The following is a 25,502-nucleotide window of genomic DNA, read 5'->3' as shown; positions in this document are numbered from 1 at the left end:
AGAATGAGCCCCGAAAAGTTCATGGACCAATTTCCTTTGTTGAGGCCTCAACAAAGGAAATTGATGACTATTTTTGACAATCAATCAATTAATTAAATCGGTCAACTCTAATCAGGGATGTTCATTTACAGTAAACAGTGGTCTGTTGCCAGTGAACAGTTGGCAGTTGGCAGTCAACAGTGGTCAGTTGGCAGTGAGCAGTTTACAGTAAACAGTGGTCAGTGAGCAGTTAGCAGTGACAATTCTGAATATGGATATCCAATATCTGGCTTTTGCCGCGTATGTGCGACTTCTCTCCCGATAGCTATCGGGAGCCCGAAAAAAGGCTCATGTCGAAGTGACTGTTTGTCGGTTTGCGCAGTCGAGAGGTATTGGACACTTATGTAATTATATGAGGTCTCGCCCGATAACCATCGGGAGCTTTTGGCGTGCACTCCGGATTGATTTTAATAGCTATGAATCCTTCAGAAAAGTTAGAATATATTATCTCACAGTTCGTGTTCTGTTCATTTTTTGCATCGCCCAAATGCGTAGCATTCATGAATACCATTAAAAATCAATAGACCGGCCGATGAATAAAAAACGAACCAGGGCCGAAAAACGAAGGTACGGTGTACCTTTGTTTCGAGGAGCCAGCAGTAGCAGTGGTCACCTTGCGCTACTGCTACCCCCGCCCCGTGTGAAAACCCCTTGATTTACTACTAAAATAAAAATAGGCCGGTTCTTAGTTCCTTCAACCTACTTCGTTCCGATATATCATTGTACGTTAAAGATTACCGTTGAGTAAATCTTAAAGTCTGTGGTTATGTCGATCTTCTTCTGTAGTGGAGATGCCATGGCCGTAAAGAATTATTGAAGCCTTGGAGATAATTTAGGCCATGGCATCGGTCCATAAAATCCAAAGATTTTATGGACCACCTAGTGAAGAAGGGTCTTTTCTCCTGCCCGACGGCAAGGCGGGTTTGGTTCGTTTTATTCATCGCCTGTTTATTTTAGAATAAGGTATTCATAAACCTCCTGCGTCGGTTTCATTGGAAAGCAAAGAAACCGAAGGTTCATGAATACCTTGAAATAACAAGCAGAAATCAATGAACTAAATCGAAGATTCACGAAAACCAATAAAAAACAATAACAACCACTTGAGTAAAATGAACAAAGGTGGTATTTATGAACCTTCTACTCATGAGTGAGAAAGAAAAAAGTTATACAGCGGAGATTTATTAATTTAATCGATTAAGCGAATTCCATTACCTATATTTGCTATCTTAGAAGACTTATAATAAACTCTTGGCTGTAGTACTCCCCCGTCATTACATCAACGAAAATATTATGGTAATAATAGAAATTATAAGACACTAAAATGTTTTCTGGTACAGGCCAGTTGACTTGAAGTTTGTTATATGTATAGTTAATATCTATATCCAATTGTTTGTAATTAAAATTTTGAAATAAATATGAGAATAATGGTAACAGTAAAACTATTAAAGTCCTTTCTAATTCTTTTTACAGCAAGCACTTTGGGAACAGTAAATGCTCAATATAATCCACATAGTGATGAGATCGATTATCTGGAAACGTATCGAGGGCAATATCATTTCAGCCCAAAATCAGAATGGATGAACGATATAAATGGATTGGTATATCAGGGAGGAAAATATCACATGATATACCAATGGGGAAAAGAAATAAGGCATGGTGGTTATGCTACAAGTCAGGATTTATTACATTGGAAGGATGAAGGTGTGGCATTGATTCCCCAAAAATCATTTTTGCCAGCAGAGGCCGTTCGCAACGTTTCGGGCGATCAGGTGTATTCTGGAAGTGCTGTGGTAGTTAGCGGGGAATCGGCCAAAAGAATTACAGGTTCAAAAAAGGAAGCGATTATAGCTATTTATACCGGTACTGCCGCAGGCACGTGTTTGGCATGGAGCAATGACGATGGAAAAACATGGCATGATTACGCCAATAATCCAGTGGCACATTTTGCAAAGAATGCCAATCCTCGAGATCCATGTGTAATTTGGCACAAACCTACTTCACAATGGGTATTGGCACTTTACGAAAACGGGACTACTTTTTATGGCTCTCCTGACCTTATAAATTGGAATTTTTTAAGCAATCTTGATTTTGGCTATGAATGCCCCGATTTATTTCAACTACCGTTAGATGGTGATGAAAATAATAAAAAATGGATACTACAAGATGCCAATGGTTCTTATCTTGTAGGAGAGTTTGATGGAACAACTTTCATACAAGATAAAGATCAGGAAACTCTCGTAATGGATGTTGGGCCCGACTTTTATGCGGCTCAGACTTTTCCCATGGGAAACCTTCCCAATAATGATCCGAGAATTATTCAGTTGGCCTGGATGGATCACTGGAATGGTGGAATAGGAGAAAAGGTATGGGAACGAAACGCTACTTTTCCAGTATCCCTTGGACTGACAACTGTTAATGGACAAAAACGAATTACTAGAACTCCTATACATGAAATTTCCTCCATTTATGAAAGCACCAAGACCTGGGGAATTCAGAAGGTAAAACCAAAAACAAATTTACTGGAAGGTATTCACTCAAAGAAATTTGAGGTCTCCCTTAAAATTGATCTGAACGAAACTACTGCCCAGACTTTTGGAATTAAAAAGTAGCCAATAGATATATCATATATGACATTCATAATAAGACTTTATTATCCAAAGAATTATTACCGGATGATTCAAATCATATCAACATAAGATTATTGGTAGACTGGGGGCAACTTGAAGTATTTGGGAATAATGGCGTTTTTTCATATTCACAACAATTTGCTTTCTCTCCCGACCAAGATAGCCTTGAACTATTTACTGATGGTGAACTAAAATTAGTTTCCATGGAGTTTCATGAAATTGCAAGAACATGGTAAACCAATTTTAGGGTGTAGTATTGCTGGACCTTATAAAAAAATAGGGCTTGTTTAAAAGGTTTTGGTTGAATCAATTTCTTCCTCTATTTTTTTCTTTGTTTCTTGTGCCCAGTCGGTAATGTGTTGGTATTGTTCGTCGGTCAGTTTAGCTTCCTCATGCAGCAAAAGGTAAGATTTAAGCGGCATGCTCTGCTCTTTCATGACCCTGTGAAGGTTTTCGAATTTCTTGGCAGCAGTTTCCGGTGGATAAGTGGCAAATTCGGAAAAGTTCAAAGCCTTTTTGGCATTCTTAATATGGCCATTCATCCACCAACTTACCGGTTGTATATTGTAATACCATGGATAATCTTCGGTGTAATTTGAATGGCAATTATAGCAAGCGCCATACAAATCCATTTGGATATCCATAGGGACCTCATACTTATCTGTTATGTCCACAAAGGTATCAGCGTCGACATAATTTTTTTCAGGATTAAATATAGGAATTTGGAGAATCAGGAATACAACAGATACCCCAAGGACAATCTTTAACCTAGAATTCATAATTTCAATTTCAAAAAGGTTATAATTTCAAGTAAAATATACCGAAAAAGACCTATACAATTGGGACAAACTAATGATTTTTTTTAATTTTTGAGAAACAATTCCAGTATTCACCCAATATTTTCTTTACAATTATTCTAAATACTACTGTTTTAATTGTAAATTAGAGGAGGACTATTTAAAAAAAATCAGATAATATGAAACATACAAAAACTCATTATTTCGGATTACTAGTGACAGCTTTTCTTTTTATTTTCTCTACCAGTGCTTTTGCTCAAAGTTCGGAAACTATCAAAGGAGAAGTTTTAGACCTATCTTGTTATATGACGCAAGATGCTACGGGACAAGGCCACAAAAAATGTGCTCAAGCCTGTTTGGATAAAGGATTACCTGCCGGAATTCTTAGCGAAAACGGAACGGTTTATCTCTTGGTGGAAGACCACAGCGCATCCGATGCCTATAAGCAAGTAATCGGACAGGCTGCTGAAATGGTTGAAGTAACCGGAAAAGTGGTAGATAAAAACGGCGTAAAATCCATAGTTGTAGAAAAAGTTGCGGTAAAAGGATAAACTAAAAATCTTTTTAAACCTATTCAAAAGCAGTTCTCTTACGGGACTGCTTTTTTTATTTCAATTTTTTTCCATTGTCCAATATAAGGTCCACCCAAACCACAAAGCGTATTTCTTTTGAGGTGGGCCGTTTAGGAAAACTATTTTGACCGCTATGTTTTGATGGTTCAAGCTATTCTAAACATTGGTAGGGTTATGCTGATCTATGTATTGGGCAAAACTCAAATAACAGATTATCAATTAATTAAAGTTAATGTTTCTGTCGCCTCGAGCCTGCCTTGTCTGCAGACAGGCTCCGTCGAGAGGTATTGGACACTTATATATGTAAATGAGGTCTCTCACGATAACCGTAGGGATGGGCTCGACCGGACAACATTTCCCTAAACAACTCATTAACAAATATCGATCGAACACACCTTATTTTCGAAAAAAGTATTCATGAAAACCGATGAAAAACAATAACAACGACTTGAGTAAAATGAAGGTATAATTGTATCCTACCAAAGCTCCAAGCCTATTGCTTTGGGTGTTCCCACTAATCATTTTAAAAAGTTGTGTGTCTAGCCGCTTGGCAACAAGCTTTGAATTATTTACATTTTAATATGCATGTCAAAACTAGCTGCTGATTGGATCACCTTTTGCACCACATCAGGGGATACAGATTTCATTTGAGCATCTGTTTCTTCTTCCGATATACCCATCTCTTCAAAGAATCCTCTAAAGCCCTTGGGACTGTGAATATTGATAAGTTTGCAAGTTTTGTCCCCCACATTTTCAAACGTATGTAAGGTATTGGGTGGAATATCAATAACCTCTCCTGCCCCTAAAGTCTTTATTTCCCCATCAATAAAAAATTGCATTTCCCCATCAATGACCATAAATGATTCATTATAGGATTGGTGGGTATGAGGAGGTGGCCCTTTTGCCTTTCCAGGTGTTTCTATAACTGCTAAATCGTAATTTCCTGTAGTATCATGCGTAGTTATCTTATGTCCTACTACCCATTTTGATTGACCATTTTTCATATATAAGATTTTTGTCTCATAAATATAGAATGGAATTTTGACACTAACAAATTTTATAAGATATTTGTCTCATGAAAAGGGAATATATCCAAACTGGAAGAATTAATCAAAAGTTGGAAACAAGGGCTAAAATCCTTGAAAGTGCCAAACAATTGGTTAGACAAGGAATAGATTTCAATCTTGAAGACGTCGCAAATACAGCCGAAATTTCCAGGGCTACCATTTACAGATACTATCCCAATGTAGAAATCCTCTCCTATGAGGTAGGAATCGACATTGGAACTAAAAGTCCCGAAGATATAATTGAAGATATAATTGAAGATAATAAAGACTGTTCCCTAAATGAAATGATATTGGGTATCCAAAATTATTACAACGATCATGCTGTAAACAATGAAAATGCTTTCAGAAAATATTTGAGTGCCGTATTAACGTCCGCTTCTGAAAAAAAACGAGGTGCCCGACGGAACAAGACGTTGCAGCTAGCTTTGATGAAAACTGATATAAGTCCTAAGGAAAAAAAGCATTTGGTGAACCTTATGGCCATACTAATGGGAATTGAACCACTTATTGTAGCCAAGGACGTCTCTGGATTGGATAACAAAGAATTCAAAGAATTGATGAGTTGGGGGATGAAGTTACTTCTAAAAGCGTTCTTTGAAGGTAAAGAAGATAAAGCTGATTTACAATAAGGCCTTAATGAAAAACATTACTCCACGCTGCTAATTAACCGAACCTCAAAAGTTTCTATTCTATTTTCCCCAAGTCCACAATGATGTACTAGAGGCTTTATCATCCTTCCATCAATTCTAAACATTAACTGGGTAAGACTACTCCATAAATCTCCTTACTCTCCCCTATTGGGGTAACCATAAGTCAGGTTTCGGTAATATTTACCAATTATAGCAGCTTTTTATTCCATAAATTGATGTTTTTATTACAGACCTAATTACACCCATGACCACAACCAACCACTTATTAAGAAAACTGTTTATTTCCGGATTAATGATAGCCATATCCATTTCCGGGTTTTCCCAATCGAGCGCAGCAATAGATGACAATTTCCATTTCGCCAAACAACATCAAGAGGATTTAACGCTGAGCGTATATATCACAGCACATTCTGTGGAGCGCTTGCTTTCAACCCCAGAAGGAAGAAGGGAAGCTACTTCGCTCATGATGGCCAATGGGATTACCAAAGTGTATTTGGAAGTCTATCGAAGCGGTTTGGTAGTCGCTCCCGAGTTGTTGGCCGAGACCACAAAATATTTTACCCAAAACGGCTTTGAAGTTGTTGGTGGAATTGCCACGGTTCCCGGAGGTGATATAGGGGTAAAACAAGAGGGCGGACTAGGTTGGTTCAATTGGCAGAATCCAAAGACCCAACAAGACATGAAGAAAGTGATGTTGGACGCAGCCCCTATTTTTGACACTTTTATTGTGGATGATTTTTTATGTACGGGAGATATCAGTTTGGAATCCAAGGCCGCCAAGGGAGACCGCAGTTGGTCCGACTACCGCAGACAATTAATGACGGAATTGGCAACCTCAATCTTCATAGATCCGGCCAAGTCCGTTAATCCTGATATCCATATGATCATTAAATATCCACAGTGGTACGATCGTTTTCATATGTTCGGTTATGATGTGGAAACTGGCCCAAAATTATTTGACGAGGTTTGGGTAGGAACGGAAACGCGGGGACAATACACCCAGCGGTTTGGATTTGTACAGCCTTATGAAGGCTTTGTGAATTATAGTTGGATAAAGTCTATGGCGGGAAAGAAGATCGGGGGAGCCTGGTTTGATCATGGGGATTGCGATGCTTTGGATTTTGTGGAGCAGGCGTATCAATCCGTACTTGCCGGGGCCAACGAATTGGTGATTTTCAATTATGGGAGTTTTGTAAACGGCCATGCCGGGCACCACTTGCTGCGAATGGATTTTGAAAAATTGGCAAGGCTCGCCAAGGCCCTAAAGACCTCTCCAATACATGGTGTAGCCGGGTATAAGCCCCCGAATAGTGATGCAGGTGGCGACCTGTATATCATGGATTTTATTGGGATGTTGGGAATTCCATTGCTACCAACGGCCTACTATCCCGAAAATGCTGAAACTATTTTTCTACCAACGCAAGCTGCTGCAGATCCTGACATTGTCGGCAAAGTAATGGCATCCCACAAACAGGGAAAAAGAATCATCATGACGGCGGGATTTTTGGCCACTGTTGATGACAAAGGGAAACTGGCCAAATTAGCCGGTATCCTAAAGCCCAAGATTGGGGTAATAAATGCGGAGAAAATAATCCTGGACGGAAGTGAAACCACTTTAGAAAGGCCGTTGGATTTGGAGGCCGCATTGAAAATCAAAAAAGCCATTTCGATGCTGGAAGTTAAATCCGGCAACAGCACCATTCCATTCCTGACCAAAAGTAAAGATGGGCAGGTTTATGTAATGAATTCCCATACGTTTTCCGAGGCCGATTTTGAGGCCGTAGGGGAAGTTTTGCTCTGCCCTCGCCCACTGGGTCTGCTAGATCTACCTACTCCCTGGGCCAACGTTCTTCGTAATGTTTTCAACGAACAATTACAGATAGAACTTAAAGCACCCACCAGAATTACCCTGCAACCCATGGAAAATGGGGACCTAATTTTGCACAATTACAACAAAGAAGACGTAGAATTTCAATTAAAGGGATTTGAAGGGAATGGATACTTGGATGCTTTTACCGGTCAAAAATTGGATAACGCATCAGGAACACTGAAAATGAAGCCGAGGTCGAGGCTTTGGCTTGGCAAGACCCATTAGCCCATGAGAATATATCCCTTACTTCTCCTCCTTTTTTTAATTGGACCCAATGCAGGACAACCCACCATTAAGAAGGTTACAGGAGCTAAACAAGCCGTATTTAGCTTTATTTTTGATGATCTGAATACCACTGATGCCGATGTAAAGGCCATTTTTGATGAATTTGGTTTTCAGCCTTCATTTGCCATCACCACTAATAAATTAAACTCAAAAACAGCTCCTCTTTATAAATCCTATGCCGAGGAGGGAATAAGTATTTTATCCCATTCACACACCCATCCCAAGATGAACAATGCATCAGTTGTTGATAAGGAAACCATTCTTTTGGAATTAAAAAGTTCTAAAGAAAGGATTGAAAGTTATGGTATTCCCGTTCATGGTTTTGTTACGCCCAATTCATATATGCGCCCAGAATTTCTAACGTTGTTGGGTGCAACATATGATTATGCCTTTACCAATAATCACAATGATTTGTATGATACATCGGTAGGCAAGCAACATCTTGCACGATATGGTATAGAAAGTAATATAGCTACCTCCGACCACAGTATCGAAAAAATAATGTTACGCATAGACCAAGCCATAAAGAATAAGGAACTATTGGTGTTTTATGGGCATGCCTTGCCTTCCACTTACCTGGATGATTTGGGCAAGCCTAGAGTTACCGCCAATGATCTAAGGGCTATTTTGAGTTATTTAAAAAGCAAATGGGACAATAATGAATGCCTTGTACTTTCTTCGGATTTAGCTATAGAGGCGTATTATAAATAAAGGGAGGTTTATCAATATCTTTTTTTAAGTTTACAAAAGCTGGTGTTGTTTTTATGGATCAATCCCAAAAGTTGTGTGAGAGTTGGAAAAGATAGAATTAATTATCCCACAGTTTGTGTCCTGTTCATTTTTTGCATCGCCCAAAAAACGAACCAGGGCCGAAAAACGAAGGTACGGTATACCTTTGTTTCGAGGAGCCAGCAGTAGAAGTGGTCACCTTGCGCTACGGCTACCCCCGCCCAATGTGAAATCCACTTGATTTAAAACGAAATCGAAGATTCACGAAAACCTATAAAAAACAATAATAACCACTTAAGTAAATTGAAAATAGGCCGTTCCTTTGTTCCGTCAACTTATAAAGTCCAGAAAAAACCTTATCCGCTATTCAATAACGTTGAACATTGGCTTCAAAGTCCGTTGTTAGGTTGATCTTCTTCCGTCGTGGAGATGGCCTGGCCGTAAAGAATTATTGAAGCCTTGGAAATAATTTAGGCCATGCCATCGGCCCATAAAATCTAAAGATTTTATGGGCCACCTAGCGAAGAAGGGTCTTTTCTTTTGTTTCGTTTTATTTGGACAAGCAAAGAAAATGAAAAGATAATTTCAACAAAAATTTAATGCGATTATGCCCAATAAATATAGCTAAAATCAAAGAACACGATAAATCATATTCATCCCAATTTTTGAAGAAACACAACAATTAAGCATGAACCGTTTTTTCCAATTTATTAACGAAACCCAGAACTCGTTTCTGAATTCAATGGCCAGATATATTAAACCTCTAAAACGCAAAGAGTCCTGAATAAATCAGGACTCATTAAATTGTATGAATACTATAAACTAGTTTTTCTGATATACTTTTACATCAACTTGTTGGGTGTCTTTGTTATAATATTCTACAACAAAATCCCCATTAGTATTGAAATGACCAATACCAGAATGTGTTTCTCCTTCTACAATATAATATTCATCATTACTTGAGGCCCAGGAATTTGCACTTTCTACCGATGCAGCATTGTCTGGATTATATTTTATACCAAAACCCTGATCATTAGGAGAAAAAACATAATTACCGCCATCGGAAATATAATACGTCTCTTTTGTTAAAAACTGATAACCGGTATTGTCATCATTATCCACATAAACCTCTTTTTCTACTTTTGTACTTGATTTTACGCGGTCTTGATTACTTTTGTCCAACTTAATGTCTGATGTTTCTTTGGTAACTACCTTTACACTCTTTGCGGAAATTTTATCACCATGGTTTGTTTTAACAGTAGTTACTTCCGTCTCTTGTTTTACTTCCTTTGGATTTTCTTGTGCCAATAGCGTTACAGAAATCAGAAGCACTATAATAAATAATAAATTTTTCATTTGTTTATTTTTTAAATTTTTAGTGTTGCCGTTTTTAAGATGCCAACATACAAAGGTGAGCTAATTTCCTAGCGTTCGCGTTACATAATTATCGCCAAGTATTGTATAATTCAACTATATTTCACCAACTAGAGTAGATTGGAGAAGGTGAAATTAGATGCACTCTATGCGTGAAAATCGTTTAAGGATTTAATCCTTAATGAAAACCATCAACCAATTATCCTATCTTTGCCCAGCTAAACAAATAAATGGCCTCTACCCTACTTTCATCACCTTTACAAGGTTTTACAGATTTCAGGTTTCGCAATGCCTTCAATCATTACTTTGGGGGTATCGATACTTTTTATTCGCCCTACATTAGACTAAATGGAAAGCTGAAAATTAAGCAGTCCTATCAAAACGATCTATTACTCGAAAACAACACTACTTTAGAGGTGATTCCGCAAATAATCACTAATGATCCCGAGGAGTTTTTATTTGTTGCCAAATACGTGCAGAGCTTGGGCTATAAAGAATTGAATTGGAATTTAGGTTGCCCTTATCCTATGGTTACTAAATCGGGAATGGGCTCTGGCTTAATTTGCAATCCTAAAAGAATTGACGAAGTCTTACACAGAGCACACAACGAAACAGATATTTTGGTTTCAATGAAAATGAGAATGGGTTACGAAAACGCAGAAGAAATTCTGGACGCCTTTCCTATTTTAGACCAATACCCGCTTAAAAACATTGCCATTCACGCCAGAATTGGTAAGCAACTCTACAAAGGCCCCGTAGATTTAGATGCTTTTGAAAAATGCCTCAGTAGTACCAAACACAAGTTGTACTACAACGGAGACATTACGAGCGTATCTGCTTTTAAAGCCATTGAAAAACGGTTTCCGACTATAGATCACTTTATGATCGGTCGCGGTTTAATTGCCGATCCTTTTTTACCCAGTATGATCAAAAATAACACTACGGAATATCCCCAAAACCGATGGTCTATTTTTTCAGAATTTCATGACACTATTTACAAGCAATACGACGAGTACTTGACTGGACCGACACCTATAAAAATGAAAATGCTAGGTTTTTGGGAGTTCTTTTCACAATCTACCTCCAATCCACAGAAAACGTACAAAGCCATAAAAAAAGCCGGAAATCCTGTAAAATACAGACTAGCGGTTGATCAAATTATAAATTCTGAAATGAAAGTCAAAAGCCCTTTTTAAAAGGGTTTGACATTGGGTTTTGAAATTAATTGCAATTCGTTTTTAGAGTCATATTTTATTTGTGACTTTTTCATATCCTTGATCTGGATCTTGGTGTCCATTTCTTCGGTATCCATCTCATTCGACCGGATACTTACATCTGTACAATGTTCCAAGAAAAACATGGGTTGATCGCTAATAGGAAAAATGTCCTGCTCTCCTCTCCTCACCTTGTTGTGTTCAAAAGTAATATTCTCCGTTGCCCTAGCGAATAATAATGGGGGACCAAAAAGCGTGAACTCATTATCCACAATGCTAATATTGGAATGTACATATTGATTCTTTACAAAATTATGGGTCTCCGGCATAATAGCGATGGGATAGGTATTGGGAAAAGAATTGTAACCACATTCAATAAATTTATTGTTTCTGATCGTAACGTCCTTTACCGCTCCAGATTCATACCAGAAATTACAGTCGTTGGCAATAAGAATGGCATGCATACCGGTTCTAAAAAAAGTATTTCCCTCTATCAATACTTTCTTTCGCGTTGTTACCAGAAGTCCTCGTGTATTGGTATGTTCAAATCTATTATTCCGTACTACCAATTCAGGGGTTTTAGTAAGGTTTTCCACACAATGCTTCTCCTTTAATTCTTTGGGCACTGGGCGGTCCAAGTATAGTTCTAGCTCCCTGTCCGACAGTTTTGTTACCTTTTTTACAACCGCATTTTGGTACACCAATAGGTTCTCGTTGTCTACATATCCAATGGAATCACCTTCTTCAAAGGCCATCAAATTCCATGTTTGGTGGTGCATAAACCGCACTTTTATCTTGTCCCCGTCATGGCCAACAACACGCAAATGGGTACCATGCACATTTACGGGATCATCATGAGATCCCGAAAAAAGACTGTTATCTATGGAAATCTTGCCATAGCAACCGGAAAAATGAAGAAAATCGGCAAAACCGGCGATTATCCTTCCTGTTTCGGGCCTAGGTTTCGCTCTAAGGCCATCTACAGAAATATTCTTGGAAAATTGGCTCACCATTCCCAAGCCGTGCATATAATGGAATCCAATGTTCTCAAAAATCAAATTCTCTGAAAAATGATTGAGTATACCCAAGCAATCCCGGTAGGTATCCCGCATTGTTAAAACATCATCCGTAGCTAATCCCGCATTGACAAAATCTCCCCGGAATTGAATTTGGTTATTACCAAGGTCCGTAGCTATGGCATTGTCAAAAGCCGGATTTCTAAAATAATACATTGCTTCAAGGTCAGGGTCAAACTTAATAGTATGTAATTTCCCAGATTTCCAGCCCTCCCCATACCACACCACTTTTTGGTCGATAACAGAATAGCGCGAATCGCCGTGAACTTTTACCAAGGCATAATCATCCTGCACCTCCAATATTGTGAATTCGGACATGGTTGGCCTTTCGTAGTCGAAACCAATATTTTTTACCGTAATATTCCGGCTATTAATATTCGCCAGATGTACCATTTTCCCATGGCTCATTATTATGGTTTCATCGCCTTCCAAAGTAATGTTACTCATATTCTCCAATAGAATACCTACATTTTTAACCTTGCTCAGGGAGTCGGACTCTGTAGCATTGGAAACATACAATTCCCTCTTGGCAGCTTCGGCAGGCCACAGATCGATTCGACCCTTTGGAAAACGTACCACCGCAGAATCATATTTCGCAGCTTCTGCTAATGCTTTGGCTATGGCAGGAACGGCATCCTGAAAGGAATTGGCCCTAACCCCATAATCCTTGAGGTCTATTATTTGTTGGGCATTTAATAAATTAAGGGCTCCTATAATTAGAAAAAGGGTAAGCGTATGTATTTGCATTCTCAAAAAAGTACCTAACCTATCCCATGGTATAATAATCATAATTTTAGCAATATTTTTTCATTCACTTGGGTAGGAAAAGAAAAGCTATCGCCATGCAATAGTTCTGCTTTCTTTCCATTCCTGTATAACTGGACACTGTTTTTGGGCCATGGGTTTTTCATGGTGCAAACACGACCTTTTTCACTCAAAATATCCACGTATAAGACTATCCCGTTCCTTAGTTCACTAGAAACCAAGAAAGCTCCATATGCCCTTAAGGTTTTAAAACTAGCATCTTTATTTTTAGGCCAAACAGGAAAAACACGTAATATTCCACCATGGCCCATACAAAGCATTTCATTAATGGTATTGGGCACTGTGCTCATATTTTCTATGCCATGGGGATTATTTTTCTGAAGTCCATTTGGATAGGTGTTTTTAGCATATCGATTTAGATTGGTTAAGATAGAATCAGCTTCGTACCCTACACGAACTGCTGCAGGAAAGAAACTATTGGAGCCATTAAAATCGATCCAACGATGCATTACGCCAATGGTGTTATGGGCAACTTTTAGTAGTTCTGGATCGCTATCCAATCCTATTTGTCCGCCCGGATAGATGTGTTGGATTCCCAATGTATTGTCATTCCACCAATCGGTTCCTTTCTCAGTATACCGAAAAACTTTTTTACCGTCTCGCATTTGGAAGGAATAGTCTGATAATTTATCTATTATCTGTTGCCATTGTTTTCTTCTGGTGGAATCAACTCCTAAATTAACGCTCATGTCAATGGCGGCATTCATCACCATTCGCACTAGGCCCAAAGAAAGAATGGGGTTTACCGTACCTACAGTTCCTTCATGAATGGCATCGTCATATATAACATAGCGGCCATTCTCATACCTTAGGTAATTTTCCCAAAAAGTAGCTACCCCTTTAACAAATGGGTAATATTTTATGGTATATTCTTTGTCATATGTAGTATAGAAGTGTTGGGCCATATTTACTACGGCATAGGCGGAGTTACTCTTTTGTCCGTAAAACAAACCTTCGTCCTCTACATTGCCCTCATCGATCCAATTGGAACGATGTTCTATCATTAGTTTATTTTTGCGAGTAGTCTCTATTCCTAAGGGGCCAGCGCCTACTGGCAAAATAATACCGTTCTTAATACCTGTGTTTTTTTCGGAATAATATTCCCCTCTTTCTTGTTGCGCCAATAAAGGCATGTTACTGGTGATTGCCTGTTCCGGATGATTAGACGAAAACAAACCGTAATAAGGCGCGAAATGATTGTAGTTTAAATGATAATCCCCATTCCAGTGTGGGCGTTCCTTAGTTATCCAAGAGCCAAAAATTGACGGAGGGAAATTCAAGTCTCGACTACAACTCGCCATGGTGTATTGGGAGAGGTAGTATTGTTTTTCTATGATCGGGTCCTTAATATTTACATAGGATTTCGACCAAAAATTGGCCCACCAAGAGGTATGTGCACTGTCCATGTCTTTTACATCCCCATCATTAATCTCATCCAGTTTGCGAATTACCGATTGCAAAGGGGCATCATTCTTGAAATTGCTGGAAAATGCCATAACGATGAAAACCGGTTTTGCTTCTGAAATTATAAATGTTTTGGCAGGATTATCTATAATTTTAAATGCCGCTACAGCTTTAGTTGGGATATCAACATCTTCCTCAAAAGCCCTTGAAATATAAAAAATACCGTTTGAAGCTTCCCCTTTATCGGCTACTGTGGGGAATATGACATCAAAGGGAGGATTGTCGATCAATTCCTGTTCACCAGGTAAATCTAGATTAATTGTACCCTCTAACTTTCCTTTACCGATCATGTCTATCTGTACTACCATAAAATCCTCAGCAGCGGAAACATAGCTTGTAAAGTGGACTTCCTTACCTTGAATTTCAAATTTGGATTTAGTTTTTGCGCTGTACAAATCCTGTTCCACCAAATACGTTGCATTGGCAAGGCCGGGTAAACTGATTTCCAATTTTCCCAAAACTGCAGGAAACGATTGGTTAAAAGAAGATTTTAAACGCCAAAAATCATTTCTGGCCAAATAATACACCTGCTTTTCCGGAGGTCCCGAAATTGCGACACCGGTAAACCCGTTGCCCATCAATGGGGCATCCACAGAATAGGGAACAGGTATTTTATTAGGTTTTTCATTAAAAATAGCTAGATGCTTAGATATTATAGTCTTAGGACTGCTGCTCTCTTTTCCAACAATGTCCGCGGGTATCTGTGCTAATGCAAAAATTGGCAAAAACAATGTAACCAAACCTATTTTGAAGCGTTTCGTGTTGCAATGTTTATTCATACTATTTTTTTTATTTCACAGTAGTAATCTGTTCCAAACAAATTACTCTAAATATAACAACCCTCCTTTAGTTGGTATCATCATAATTTTATCGGCATGTCCAAAGGTACTTTCTTCCAGTAATTTTACAATTTTAGGGTCATATAATTTCACTTTTTACGTCAGATGCATACATAGGATTTACCACCACCAATCCGCCAGTTGCAGCCGAATTGCCTAAAAAATATCAACTTTTCATATGTTATAAATTACGATTATAACCGTAGAACATTAGGTTGGGCGGCTAACAATATCAAAAAGAAAACTAAAATTATAATTTTGATTATGGGGTAGAATCCTCATTTTCCAGTACTAAAAAAGGGTTCAATCGTCTTTTTCATTGGTTTTTTCCATGACTATAAATTTGGTAGTCTAGGAACATTAACATCCGTCTTCAATGTTTCAGCACCCTTGTTATCATAAGCACTAACACGTTTTGATGAGCCAATAATAATGGGGTCTCCACCAATGTTTTTAAAAGTATTGTTTCGTAAGGTCACATCTTCTGAACCCTTAACAACAATGGCATGTTGTCCTCCATAAATAGTATTATTATCTATCAAAATGCGCCTATGCAGTCCCTGCACACTGGTGTTTTTGGCCTTTACATGAAGTGCAATTGCCGATGCACCGTCTAAAGTGCCGTCATTGGGACCGCCTAAACCACAATTGGTAAATTTATTACCCCTTATAACCACATCTTCAGAGGCAGGTCCTTCACCCCAATCACCTTCAACACCCAAGTGTATGGCAGTGCCGGTCGTATTTTCAAAAGAATTGTTCTGAATCAACACCTTACGGGTCTTTACTAAAACTGAACGTGCCCTGTGGGAACGGATGGTGTTATTGACAAACTCCAATCTTGGTGATGCCGATATATTAATTAGGTAGTAATCTTCTATTTTTTTAGGTAGCTTTCCATCAAATTGGATCCTAACCTTGTCCTGCAATGGATAGGGCCAAAATCGTCTTACCCTAAGGTAATCCAATTCTTCCAAGGTATTTTTATCTACCAAAGCCATTATATCACCTTCCGTGGGTTCATCCAGATAAGAGGAATGGGTATAATTCTTTCTATCGACCATAATATCGTAATATCCTTCTTTTGAAGTATTGGCGATGGAAACATAATAGGTGTGCACATTGGTGGCATCATCACCTTGCCCAGCAAACTCACAGCCATTGAACCTAATTAACCCCCTGTTCGTGGCAAAATGGGTAGCGTCGGTATTGGTAGAGGCATAACGGCCCTCAGAAGGCACTACCCTTAAGTGATTCATGCTAATGTTTTCACTGAGATGCCCTACAATTCCCATTCCTGCTTGGGAATGTATGGTTACATGGTTCAATTCAATATTTTGGGTCTTATAAATTAAAATGGCAGGACGATAATGATATCCTGAAAAGGTGAGCAGCATATTACCTATTTCCGATTGACCCCTAATGTTCTTTCCATAAAAGCGCACAGTATTGGGGCCCACGAATTCCATTTTCTCATGATAGACCCCTGCACCGGTAAAGGAATTTTTCTTTTTGTCGAACACCATAATACGCAATACAATCTGATTGTGTTGCAGCATCTCCTTGTCTGTAAAATACACCTCAACATAGTTGCTCCCCAAGGACGTAACTTCCCCTTGATTGTTGGGTCTTCGCTTATAATCTATAGTGATTCCGTTTAAGGTAATATTTTTAGTGTTCCGAAACGAAAGTGGCTCCATCCATCCATCACAGAGCAATTGCACTCCAGCTGCCTCAATGACCAGATTCTCTGCTTCATCAAAATCAAGGCCAATGGCATATTCCTGATTGGGAATGAATAATTTGTCCTGGGGATTTGCACCCAATTTTCCTGACATGGCCTCCTCTTGGATCTTTAGTGCTAGTGGATCCGATATGTGGTAAGTGCCTGGCTCAATATACAAAATGGCACATTCTTGGGAAGATGCCGCCGATCGTACAGCACGTCTCAGAGCCTCTGTATCATCTTTTTCGTCATTAGGCAAGGCGCCAAATTCTGTTGCCTTTATAATTTTGCAATCTGATTTTTCTATTTGCGCACTTCCTAGGCAAGGAAGACAAAATATCAATAAAAGGGTTCCTAAATAAACTGTGTAATTATTATTCATTTCCAATTCTGTATTTACCCACATTGGTTCCATCATCCCTGATCATTTGAACCTCCAATTCCAAATCATCCGCTTTAAACTGTATGAGTGTCCTGTTTCCCGTTTTAGGTCCACCACCAATTATTATAGGATAATTATGTTCTTCCGAAGGGGGATGGACCCCATAGCGGTGAGTATGACCTGATATCACCATATTTACCCCATGATTCTCAAAAATGGGATGGAAAAGTTTTCTACAGTGGGTTGTTCCGTGCCAGTCCCCGGAATAAAAAGGTGGGATGTGCATAAGTACTACACGAAACTTACAATTTTTGAACTTAAGGCTTTGCAACTCTTCCTCTAGCCATTTTGCCTGTTTTTCCCTAAAGGCATCAAAACATACAATATCACCATAAACAGGTGTCTCATCTTCTTTATCCTCTCCAGTATCCAATACGATCCAGTGTACAGGGCCCTGTTTAAAGGAGAAGTAGTATTCATTATCGGGAAAGGTAAAATAATCTTTGATATTTCTGGCAAACTTGCCCCTAGTCTCATGATTCCCTCGAATCATAAGGAAAGGCCTATGACTAGCAAAAAGTGTAGTACAGGGTGTTATCAAGTGATCTATTAGCTGTTGCTCATCAGTTTGATGATCGAACATATCTCCATTGAGTGCCACAAAATCAAAAGGAAAGTCTTTGTTCAATGAAAGTAGATCCGAAAAAGAATAAGGTCGGTCATGGATGTCATTCAGAATCACACAGGAAACGGTATCCGAATCTTTTTTAGGCGTACGAAAAGTATGGATATCCCCCGTTAACGTCTCCCCAAAAACTAGTTCATAAGGATCGAACATTATAATTTCCCTACTCATAACTCTATACTTATAAGTTGTATTGGGTGTAAGCCCATTTATCCTGATTTTATTAAGACGGTTATTGGCCTTCACAAATCCATCCTCTGTGGACTCTGCTTTTAGCCATAGTTCCTTTTCACCATATTCCACCCAACTATGTGCCCTATTATTCATTATGAAAGTAATGCTTATAGAAATTTCCGATAAATCCTGAAGGTAAGGTGCTGCCAAGATTTGTAATTCATCTTCACGGGTTTCAGGAATTGCCATTGCGGAGGTTAACGGCAAAGATGCCCCAACTAGGGTGATTTTGGTTAAATCGCCCATGAATCCCCTCCTACCTTTGTTGAGCCCTTCTTTTTTTGAAATGTTATTGCTTTTGTCCATTTTACAATATTTTAAGGGTGCCTTTATAGGTCATCCATATCCAGCAGTGTGATTAATATTATTCTCCCTTCCTTAACTTTAACCTTGCCTGATTGCTACACCCGAGCCATACTTACCCTCAACATGTTCAATTCCCTAAATTATTTCCAAACTACGGTATACCATTCAATTGCAATCTAGCCGCCGCCGATATTCCCAAATCATAAATACAGCTAGAAACACAAACTAGCACCTAAAGGTTTTTACCTTTTTACAATCCCAATAAATACCCCAAAACTGCCTCCTTTAGTTCTGTTTCAGCCGAAGATGTAAAGGGAGAAACTGTTTCTACTTCATAACCTCCGTGTTGCCAAGCCGACGTAGTAGGCAAATACCCGAGCCAGCCATTGGTGTACCCAAAATAGAACGTAAAAGGGAAAGGGGAACGATCGCGAATTTCGTTCGATATTTCATTGAACAGCTCCAAGGGAGCACTCCATATCGCCACATCATCGTTTATGTTTAAGAAGCGGATTGGAAGTCGTACTATATTCATTCCATCATCCGTAGTTCGTGTGTAGTTCCCGAGGTCCGATGGCCATCCAAGATCTGGTTTCCTAGGGGTTTCAACAACCATTGCTCCTGCATGTAATTTAACCTCATTGGTCGTGGATAAAATCCTTCGGTTCGCTTCAATAATTTTATCTCCCAATAGCACCCGGAATTGTCCTAAACGGCCAGACCCCGGCGTTGGGTAAGTACTATAAATGGGGGCCAGATTACCCGCAGCACCATTAATAAAGAGAACCGGTGCCCCAATCTTTTGCTCCACATACTCCGAGACAATTCCCGGGGCATCACCACTAATTTTTAAGTTACCATGTCCCAAAACCGTTCCATGAATGGCATAATTGGAGAGCAGCGCCAGTGGGCTTCCATCTTCCCTATCAATTCGCATCAGGCCAATACGTCTGTCAACAGCCCCATCAGGATTCATACCCAAGGAGGCCTTTCCATCAACATCCAAAGCCCTACGGTTAATATTTGCCTGTGAGAAACCCCAGCCCACACCTAAACGTGCTGGTTCAAGGTTCTTCCTGGCCTCTAAAATTCCATCAATTAATTTCTGTTCCACCATGGCAGTATAAACGGGGTCGATTTCGTGTTGAATTCGTTCACCCATATAGGTGCCATAAATACCTGGCACGCCCACTTCAGGTGCCGAGTGGGTATGGGTAACCGTCCACCATACATCAATTGGGTTTATTCCATGTTGTTTCTGGAGCCTATCTGCTACCTTATCATATTCCGATGGGGAAAACAAGCAGATATCTGTCGATACGATAAAAAATTGTTTTGTACCGTCATCCATTGCAACAATCCGATGAAAAATACTATCGTGGACACTCTCCGATTTTCGTTCTCCATAGCCAAGAAGATATTGGCTATCCGCTGGGGTGATACTTTTTTTGACAACGGCCGCTCTAAATTCGTTCCCTATGGTCGAATTCTGCACCCCAACTTTGGTTTCAATTGGAACTAATCTTATTTCCCTTAAATCTAACAGCGCACCTTCCTTAAATTTAGAGTCTGGCTTAAAAACCATCAACTGCCGACCTGCCGTTAAATGGACACTACCTATTTTTTTACTTTTAAAGGTCTCCCATGAACCGGATTTAGCAACATTATTTTTCAATTCCTTATTTCCTGCTTTAAAAACAAAAGGCTTACCAGCTTCAATATCTGATACGGACCATTCTAAGAAGACATCATATTCTCCACTTTTGTTTACCAAAACGTTCCATTCTACCCTGTCCTTTGCCGTAAACCAACCGAAAGCTTTCCATTCTGGCATATATTTGATCTCCGGACCTATTGCCTTACCCTTTTCCGCATTTAAACTTAACGAGCCATTGGATTCTGGCCGCACTAACAATTCATCTTGTACGAATGAATTTCCAGACATAGATTGGAATGAAATCAACAGAATAAAAACAGTGATAAGGTAGCTAACACCACAAATTCTTGAATGTCCACCCAAGATTTTTTTTGGGTTTAATTGTGCCAGTGATAATTTTACTTTTAGAGAATCCATAATTATTTCATTTGAATTGAAACTTTTCTACCTGCTTAGTTTTAAACCGATAATACTATTTTTTTACATCCCGTATATAGGCTAACAGATCTGCCATTTCCTGTAGATCAATATTATTCTCGAGTCCAACTGGCATAGCTGACATGCCTAGTGGTACTAATGACTTAATATCTGCACGGGAAATAGTTGTTTCCTGTCCCCCTATTTGGTGCAGGGTGATAGCAGTGGGAGTTTCCGCCGAAACAACTCCCTGAATTGATTCACCATCATTAAGCATAACTGTCCACAGATCAAAACCATCGGCGATAGATTGGGCGGGATTTATAATATCATTGAGAATGGAAGCAGGTCGCCGATTTCTGATGGTGGCAAGATCGGGACCGAAATCTGTTCCAATTTCACCTCCTATTTGATGGCAGGAAGCACAATTTTGAAGGAACACTTGCTTTCCCTCTAATGGGTTTCCATTAAGTTCTAGTGCACTTTTATAACGTTCTATTATCTCTTGGCGTTGATGATCATCATTTTCAGAAAACATGGTACGGGCTCGGTCCTTAAGTGCTTGATCATGCTGGGTCATAAGTTGAATTTTATGACCTTGGCCCAAGTTCGTTTTCTGAATTTGTCCTGCATCAATTGCGTCCAGGAGTAATTTAACCCTAATCGGATCCTTTAAAAAAGTCTGAATAGCGGCCTTTCTTACTTCAGGAGACAATACTTTCCATTGCTCCAAAAGATATGCACTAATAATCTGTCCGGGTATGGCACTAAGGGTACGCAATGCCGCCAGTTGAACTGGCAATGCCTCACCAGGTGTAATTAGCCCTTTAAGCAATGGAATATGTTTTTCAGGATTGTTAAGGGCTAGAAAATATACCGCCTCTGCCCTATGTTCTATAGATTGGTGTTTGTTACCTATTGTTTTTTCGGCACGATCTAAGGCAGTTGTTGTTATTGGACTATCAGCAAGACCTATCACTTGCAACATTTGTAAGGAACCCTCCCGAACCGATTCTGAAGTATGTTCAAAAAACGCTCGAATTAATGAATTTTGAACCTGCTGAAAATCTGAAGAAACTAATTCCTTGCTTTTAAGGCCCTGCGCCAAGCCTTTGAGGACAGATGACTGCCACTCAGATACCTCTTTTGAATCCTTCTTTGTTGCCCTTTGCACTAAGTCTTGAATTTCCTTTAGCTTTCCAGACCTTCCAATCATAGCGCTCAATTTATGGATCAGTGAGGTATATGCTGAAACATCCACCGCGGAGTGAACGATGACGGCATCCAACAACGTACTATGCTGAACGGAGGAAGCCGAAAGCGCTGCAATTTGAAACCACTCGTCCTCTATATCTTTAAACAGAAGGTCTTGCCGTGCCTGTGAAACAGCTGGTGTATCAACAAATCCTAATGTCAGTAACAATTGATACCTTACCTTGGGGTCTTCATCTTCCTTTAGCGATAGCAAAGCATCACTAAGATCAGAAGTTTCACTAAGGTGCAACTCCGCCAGTCTGATGGCATTTTCTCTTATTCCCGCAATGGGGTCCTTAAACGCCTGTTTTATCATTTCCGGGGCAAGCTGCCCTAATCCTTCGAGGGTCCACAAGGCATGTAGCCGGCCCAATGGGGAGTCAATGTTCTTTGCCATTTCCGTTAATAAAGGTATCGCCTCTTTCTCGTTCCTATCCAGTAATATACGTTGAGCATTTCTACGCCACCAAATATTATTGTTGGTCAAAGCCTCTACAAGTTGCCCAATAGAAGCACCTGCCAGGTTCAACCTTTTGGACAAATCTGCAGATTTTGATCCAATTGGGGTAATGCGATAAATTCGACCCTTATCGGTGCCTTCATAAAGTTCGCCCGATTCTACCACTTCTTTTGCCATCCACTCAGGATGTTCTATAAATTTCCTGTAATAATCAATTACATAAAGGGCACCATCGGGTCCGGTATAAATATTGACGGGACGAAACCAAGAATCGGTAGATGCCAAAAATTCCTTTTGGTTATAAACACGGGAGGCTTTAAAGCTAACCCCATCATCTTTTATATAGTCTGCATGTACTAGATTATTTACAGGCTCTGCTACGAAACTCACTTTATCAAAATCTTCTGAAAAAGCACCCCCTTGGTACATTTCAAGGCCGGCAGCAGAGGTAAAAACCCCTACGGTGGTCAGTAATTGGTGCTGTGGGTCTTTAGTTATGGGAAACACATCTGCCGGTTGCCCATGGTCGGAAAGGTTTCGGGTAACTCTTGTTACAAGAAGGTCTGGGTTTCGTTGCAGATATCGCTCGGCTATAAGTTCTTGGTAGATGTGATTGGAATTGTTAAGTAGGAAGTGATTGCCCCAGGAATCAAATGTTTGACCAAATTGAGAGGCGGCAGCGGTCATTTCCAGTTCATGACTGTCCGGTCGGAAACGGACATTTCTGCCATTGGCATTTTTTGGAAGACGTGAACCCTCAGGTTCGGAAGGATAGAGAATAGCTTCCCCTTCATCACCGAACTCCTTCTTATAGGCTTGGGTAGCCACCGAAGATTCATGGGCCAGATATATCCAATTATCCAGGCCATACAAAGGATTATTGAGGTTGTGTTGTGGATTTGACAAGGCAAATCCTGTTAGTATGGTTTCCCTAACATCTGCTTTGCCGTCATTGTTAGTATCTTCCAGGTAAAGAACATTGGGAGCATCTGTGACTATGACACCCTTCTTCCAACGCATGATTCCCGTGGGAAGCGTTAGTCCATCGGCAAAAACAATGCTACTATCAATTTGTCCATCACCATTGCTATCCCTTAACAGTTTAATTTTTCCGGTGCCACTTTCATCAAGTGGATATCCATGCATTTCTACGACATAAATTTCTCCATTTTCATCTATCATCATATCTACAGGATCCGATATCAATGGTTCGGAAGCAAGCAGTTCTATCTGGAAAGGTGGCGCAATCTCCATGCTAGAAAGAGCATGGACAGCTGATTCACTAAATGGTGTGTCAGAAACATTCCGACAACTTGTACTAATTAAAAGTAAAATACAAAACGAAAAAAGAAAACATGGTTTATAGGCATATAGGCAGTTCTTTTTCATTCCTAATATTTAATTTAACCAAAGATTATAAATTCATAGGTTAAATCGGTTATATATATTGCCCTTTAACAATGATTTTTTAACTTTTAAAGTGTTCCTATACTTAGGGGGTAGCTGGATTAGAAGCCATCCTTTGATCGCCCTTCAAGATATCCCAGAACTGCCTCCTTAAGTTCAATTTCTGCAGAAGATGTAAAGGGAGAAACTGTTTCTACTTCATACCCCCCTTGTTCCCATGAAGCAGCGGTGGGCAAATACCCTAGCCAGCCGTTGGTGTATCCAAAATAAAAAGTAAAAGGGAATGGGGAACGATTGCGTATTTCGTTCGATATTTCATTGAACAATTCCAAGGGAGCACTCCAGATGGCCACATCATCGTTGATATTTAAGAAGCGTATTGGAAGTTTCACTATATTTTTTCCGTCATCCGTAGTCCGTGTGTAGTTCCCGAGGTCCGATGGCCATCCCAGACCTGGTTTCCGAGGGGTTTCAACAATCATTGCTCCGGAATGTAATTTCACCACATTGGTCGTGGATAAAATCCTTTGGTTGGCTTCAATAATTTTGTCTCCCAATAGCACCCGGAATTGCCCTAAATGGCCAGACCCAGGAGTTGGGTAGGTACTATATATGGGAGCAATATCGCCAGCGGCACCATTAATAAAGAGAAGCGGGGCTCCAATCTTTTGCTCAACATACTCCGAGACAATACCAGGGGCATCACCACTAATTTTTAGGTTACTTTGTCCCAAAACCGTTCCATGAATGGCATAATTGGAGATTAGAACCAATGGGCTTCCATCTTCCTTATCAATTCGTAACAGACCAATACGTCTGTCAACCGCTCCATCAGGGTTCATGCCAAGGGAAGCCTTGCCATCTATATCCAAAGCCCTACGGTTGATATTTGCTTGCGAGAAGCCCCAGCCCACACCTAAGCGTGCTGGTTCAAGGTTTTTGAGCGCTTCCGAAATTCCTTTTATAAGCTTTTCCTCCACTTCCAAAGTATATTCTGGATTAGCTTCATGTTGATAGCGTTCCCCCATAAAAACAGCCGGAAGTCCTGGAGCACCCACTTCTGGGGCAGAGTGGGTATGGGTAACTGTCCACCAGAAATTAATTGGACCAATTCCAAATTTATCTTCAAGTTTGGCCGCAATAAGATCATACTCGGATGGAGAAAGAACGCATAATTCAGATGATACTATAACAAACTTACTTGTACCATCATCCATAGCCATAATACGATGGTAAATATTATCATGGACTTCTGTCGATTGTCGTGGACCATAACCCAGCAGCCATTGGGGGCCTTTAGGAGTAATGTCCACTTTAACTACCGATGCCCTAAACATTGTAGACGGTGCTTTTTCTTTTGCAACTGAAGAATTAAACTGTTGGGCCAAAGACACTTCAGAAATAAATAAAAGAAAAAAAACTACAACAAGATTTCGCATTATCATGGAGGAATTAAATTATTAATTTCGTTAGTAGCTTCCATCACCAAGCTAACATCTTTTATTTTTATGGGTTGATTTCATCCCTTTCCCATAGGTTTTGGTTC

Annotated in this window: 17 protein-coding genes; 7 read left to right on the top strand and 10 right to left on the bottom strand. The window is 39.7% G+C overall.

Translation table 11 applies throughout. The annotated features are described in order from the left end of the window. The first annotated feature begins 1,463 nt into the window (after positions 1-1,463). The gene (locus tag CWD90_RS15015) at positions 1,464-2,648 is read left to right on the top strand and encodes a glycoside hydrolase family 32 protein (protein ID WP_205161257.1); all 1,185 of its coding nucleotides are present in this window, start codon (positions 1,464-1,466) and stop codon (positions 2,646-2,648) included. 11 nt (positions 2,649-2,659) lie between these two features. Further along, positions 2,660-2,902 carry a GH32 C-terminal domain-containing protein gene (locus CWD90_RS23720; RefSeq protein ID WP_353057376.1) on the top strand — a complete coding sequence of 81 codons (243 nt, stop codon included), beginning with the start codon at positions 2,660-2,662 and terminating at the stop codon, positions 2,900-2,902. 51 nt (positions 2,903-2,953) lie between these two features. On the opposite strand, the gene CWD90_RS15010 is transcribed toward CWD90_RS23720, so the two are convergent. Then, entirely contained in the window at positions 2,954-3,445 is a 492-nt protein-coding gene (locus CWD90_RS15010) for a heme-binding domain-containing protein (protein ID WP_103476891.1), read from the bottom strand. Positions 3,446-3,642: 197 nt separating this feature from the next. Between CWD90_RS15010 and CWD90_RS15005 the strand changes: the two genes are divergently transcribed. Continuing rightward, positions 3,643-4,014 (top strand): hypothetical protein, encoded by a 372-nt coding sequence (locus CWD90_RS15005; RefSeq protein ID WP_103476890.1) that lies wholly within the window; start codon positions 3,643-3,645, stop codon positions 4,012-4,014. Between the two features lie 590 nt (positions 4,015-4,604). Here CWD90_RS15005 and CWD90_RS14995 read toward each other — a convergent pair. Next, positions 4,605-5,039, bottom strand: a complete 435-nt coding sequence (locus CWD90_RS14995) for a cupin domain-containing protein (protein ID WP_103476888.1) — start codon at positions 5,037-5,039, stop codon at positions 4,605-4,607. Between the two features lie 71 nt (positions 5,040-5,110). Here CWD90_RS14995 and CWD90_RS14990 point away from each other — a divergent pair, with 71 nt between their 5' ends. From CWD90_RS14990 to CWD90_RS14980, 3 genes are all read left to right on the top strand, one after another. Next, the gene (locus tag CWD90_RS14990; protein ID WP_103476887.1) at positions 5,111-5,731 is read left to right on the top strand and encodes a TetR/AcrR family transcriptional regulator; all 621 of its coding nucleotides are present in this window, start codon (positions 5,111-5,113) and stop codon (positions 5,729-5,731) included. 265 nt (positions 5,732-5,996) lie between these two features. After that, entirely contained in the window at positions 5,997-7,847 is a 1,851-nt protein-coding gene (locus CWD90_RS14985; protein WP_103476886.1) for a hypothetical protein, read from the top strand. A gap of 3 nt (positions 7,848-7,850) precedes the next feature. After that, entirely contained in the window at positions 7,851-8,618 is a 768-nt protein-coding gene (locus CWD90_RS14980; RefSeq protein WP_103476885.1) for a polysaccharide deacetylase family protein, read from the top strand. 840 nt (positions 8,619-9,458) lie between these two features. Here CWD90_RS14980 and CWD90_RS14975 read toward each other — a convergent pair. Beyond that, a complete protein-coding gene (locus tag CWD90_RS14975; RefSeq protein ID WP_103476884.1) occupies positions 9,459-9,992 on the bottom strand; it encodes a hypothetical protein in 534 nt (177 codons plus the stop codon). A gap of 248 nt (positions 9,993-10,240) precedes the next feature. Between CWD90_RS14975 and CWD90_RS14970 the strand changes: the two genes are divergently transcribed. After that, on the top strand, positions 10,241-11,206 hold the full coding sequence (locus CWD90_RS14970) for a tRNA dihydrouridine synthase (protein WP_103476883.1): 966 nt from the start codon (positions 10,241-10,243) through the stop codon (positions 11,204-11,206). Here the strand turns inward: CWD90_RS14970 and CWD90_RS14965 are convergent. The 7 genes from CWD90_RS14965 to CWD90_RS14935 all read right to left on the bottom strand — a co-directional run bounded on the left by CWD90_RS14965 (position 11,203) and on the right by CWD90_RS14935 (position 25,395). After that, positions 11,203-13,089 (bottom strand): right-handed parallel beta-helix repeat-containing protein, encoded by a 1,887-nt coding sequence (locus CWD90_RS14965; RefSeq protein WP_103476882.1) that lies wholly within the window; start codon positions 13,087-13,089, stop codon positions 11,203-11,205. The two genes, CWD90_RS14970 and CWD90_RS14965, sit on opposite strands and share 4 nt — an antisense overlap. Beyond that, positions 13,086-15,368: a glycosyl hydrolase family 95 catalytic domain-containing protein gene (locus CWD90_RS14960; protein ID WP_103476881.1), complete on the bottom strand. Its 2,283-nt coding sequence runs from the start codon at positions 15,366-15,368 to the stop codon at positions 13,086-13,088. The genes CWD90_RS14965 and CWD90_RS14960 overlap by 4 nt, the downstream gene beginning before the upstream one ends. 395 nt (positions 15,369-15,763) lie before the next feature. Further along, positions 15,764-17,572: a right-handed parallel beta-helix repeat-containing protein gene (locus CWD90_RS14955; RefSeq protein WP_103476880.1), complete on the bottom strand. Its 1,809-nt coding sequence runs from the start codon at positions 17,570-17,572 to the stop codon at positions 15,764-15,766. Beyond that, entirely contained in the window at positions 17,529-18,761 is a 1,233-nt protein-coding gene (locus tag CWD90_RS14950) for a metallophosphoesterase (RefSeq protein WP_103476879.1), read from the bottom strand. The genes CWD90_RS14955 and CWD90_RS14950 overlap by 44 nt, the downstream gene beginning before the upstream one ends. Positions 18,762-19,011: 250 nt before the next feature. After that, positions 19,012-20,835, bottom strand: coding sequence for a neutral/alkaline non-lysosomal ceramidase N-terminal domain-containing protein (locus CWD90_RS14945; RefSeq protein ID WP_205161255.1), 1,824 nt, complete (start codon positions 20,833-20,835; stop codon positions 19,012-19,014). 55 nt (positions 20,836-20,890) lie between these two features. Continuing rightward, positions 20,891-23,938, bottom strand: a complete 3,048-nt coding sequence (locus CWD90_RS14940; protein ID WP_205161254.1) for a PVC-type heme-binding CxxCH protein — start codon at positions 23,936-23,938, stop codon at positions 20,891-20,893. A 119-nt stretch (positions 23,939-24,057) separates the two neighbouring features. Next, a complete protein-coding gene (locus CWD90_RS14935; protein WP_103476899.1) occupies positions 24,058-25,395 on the bottom strand; it encodes a neutral/alkaline non-lysosomal ceramidase N-terminal domain-containing protein in 1,338 nt (445 codons plus the stop codon). Between the last annotated feature and the right edge of the window lie 107 nt (positions 25,396-25,502).

Origin of the sequence: Arenibacter catalasegens (assembly GCF_002909235.1) — a bacterium.
In the GTDB taxonomy this organism is placed as follows: Bacteria; Bacteroidota; Bacteroidia; order Flavobacteriales; family Flavobacteriaceae; genus Arenibacter; species Arenibacter catalasegens.
The sequence above is the reverse complement of the archived record's forward strand: the minus strand, read 5'-3'. Positions and strand labels throughout refer to the sequence as shown.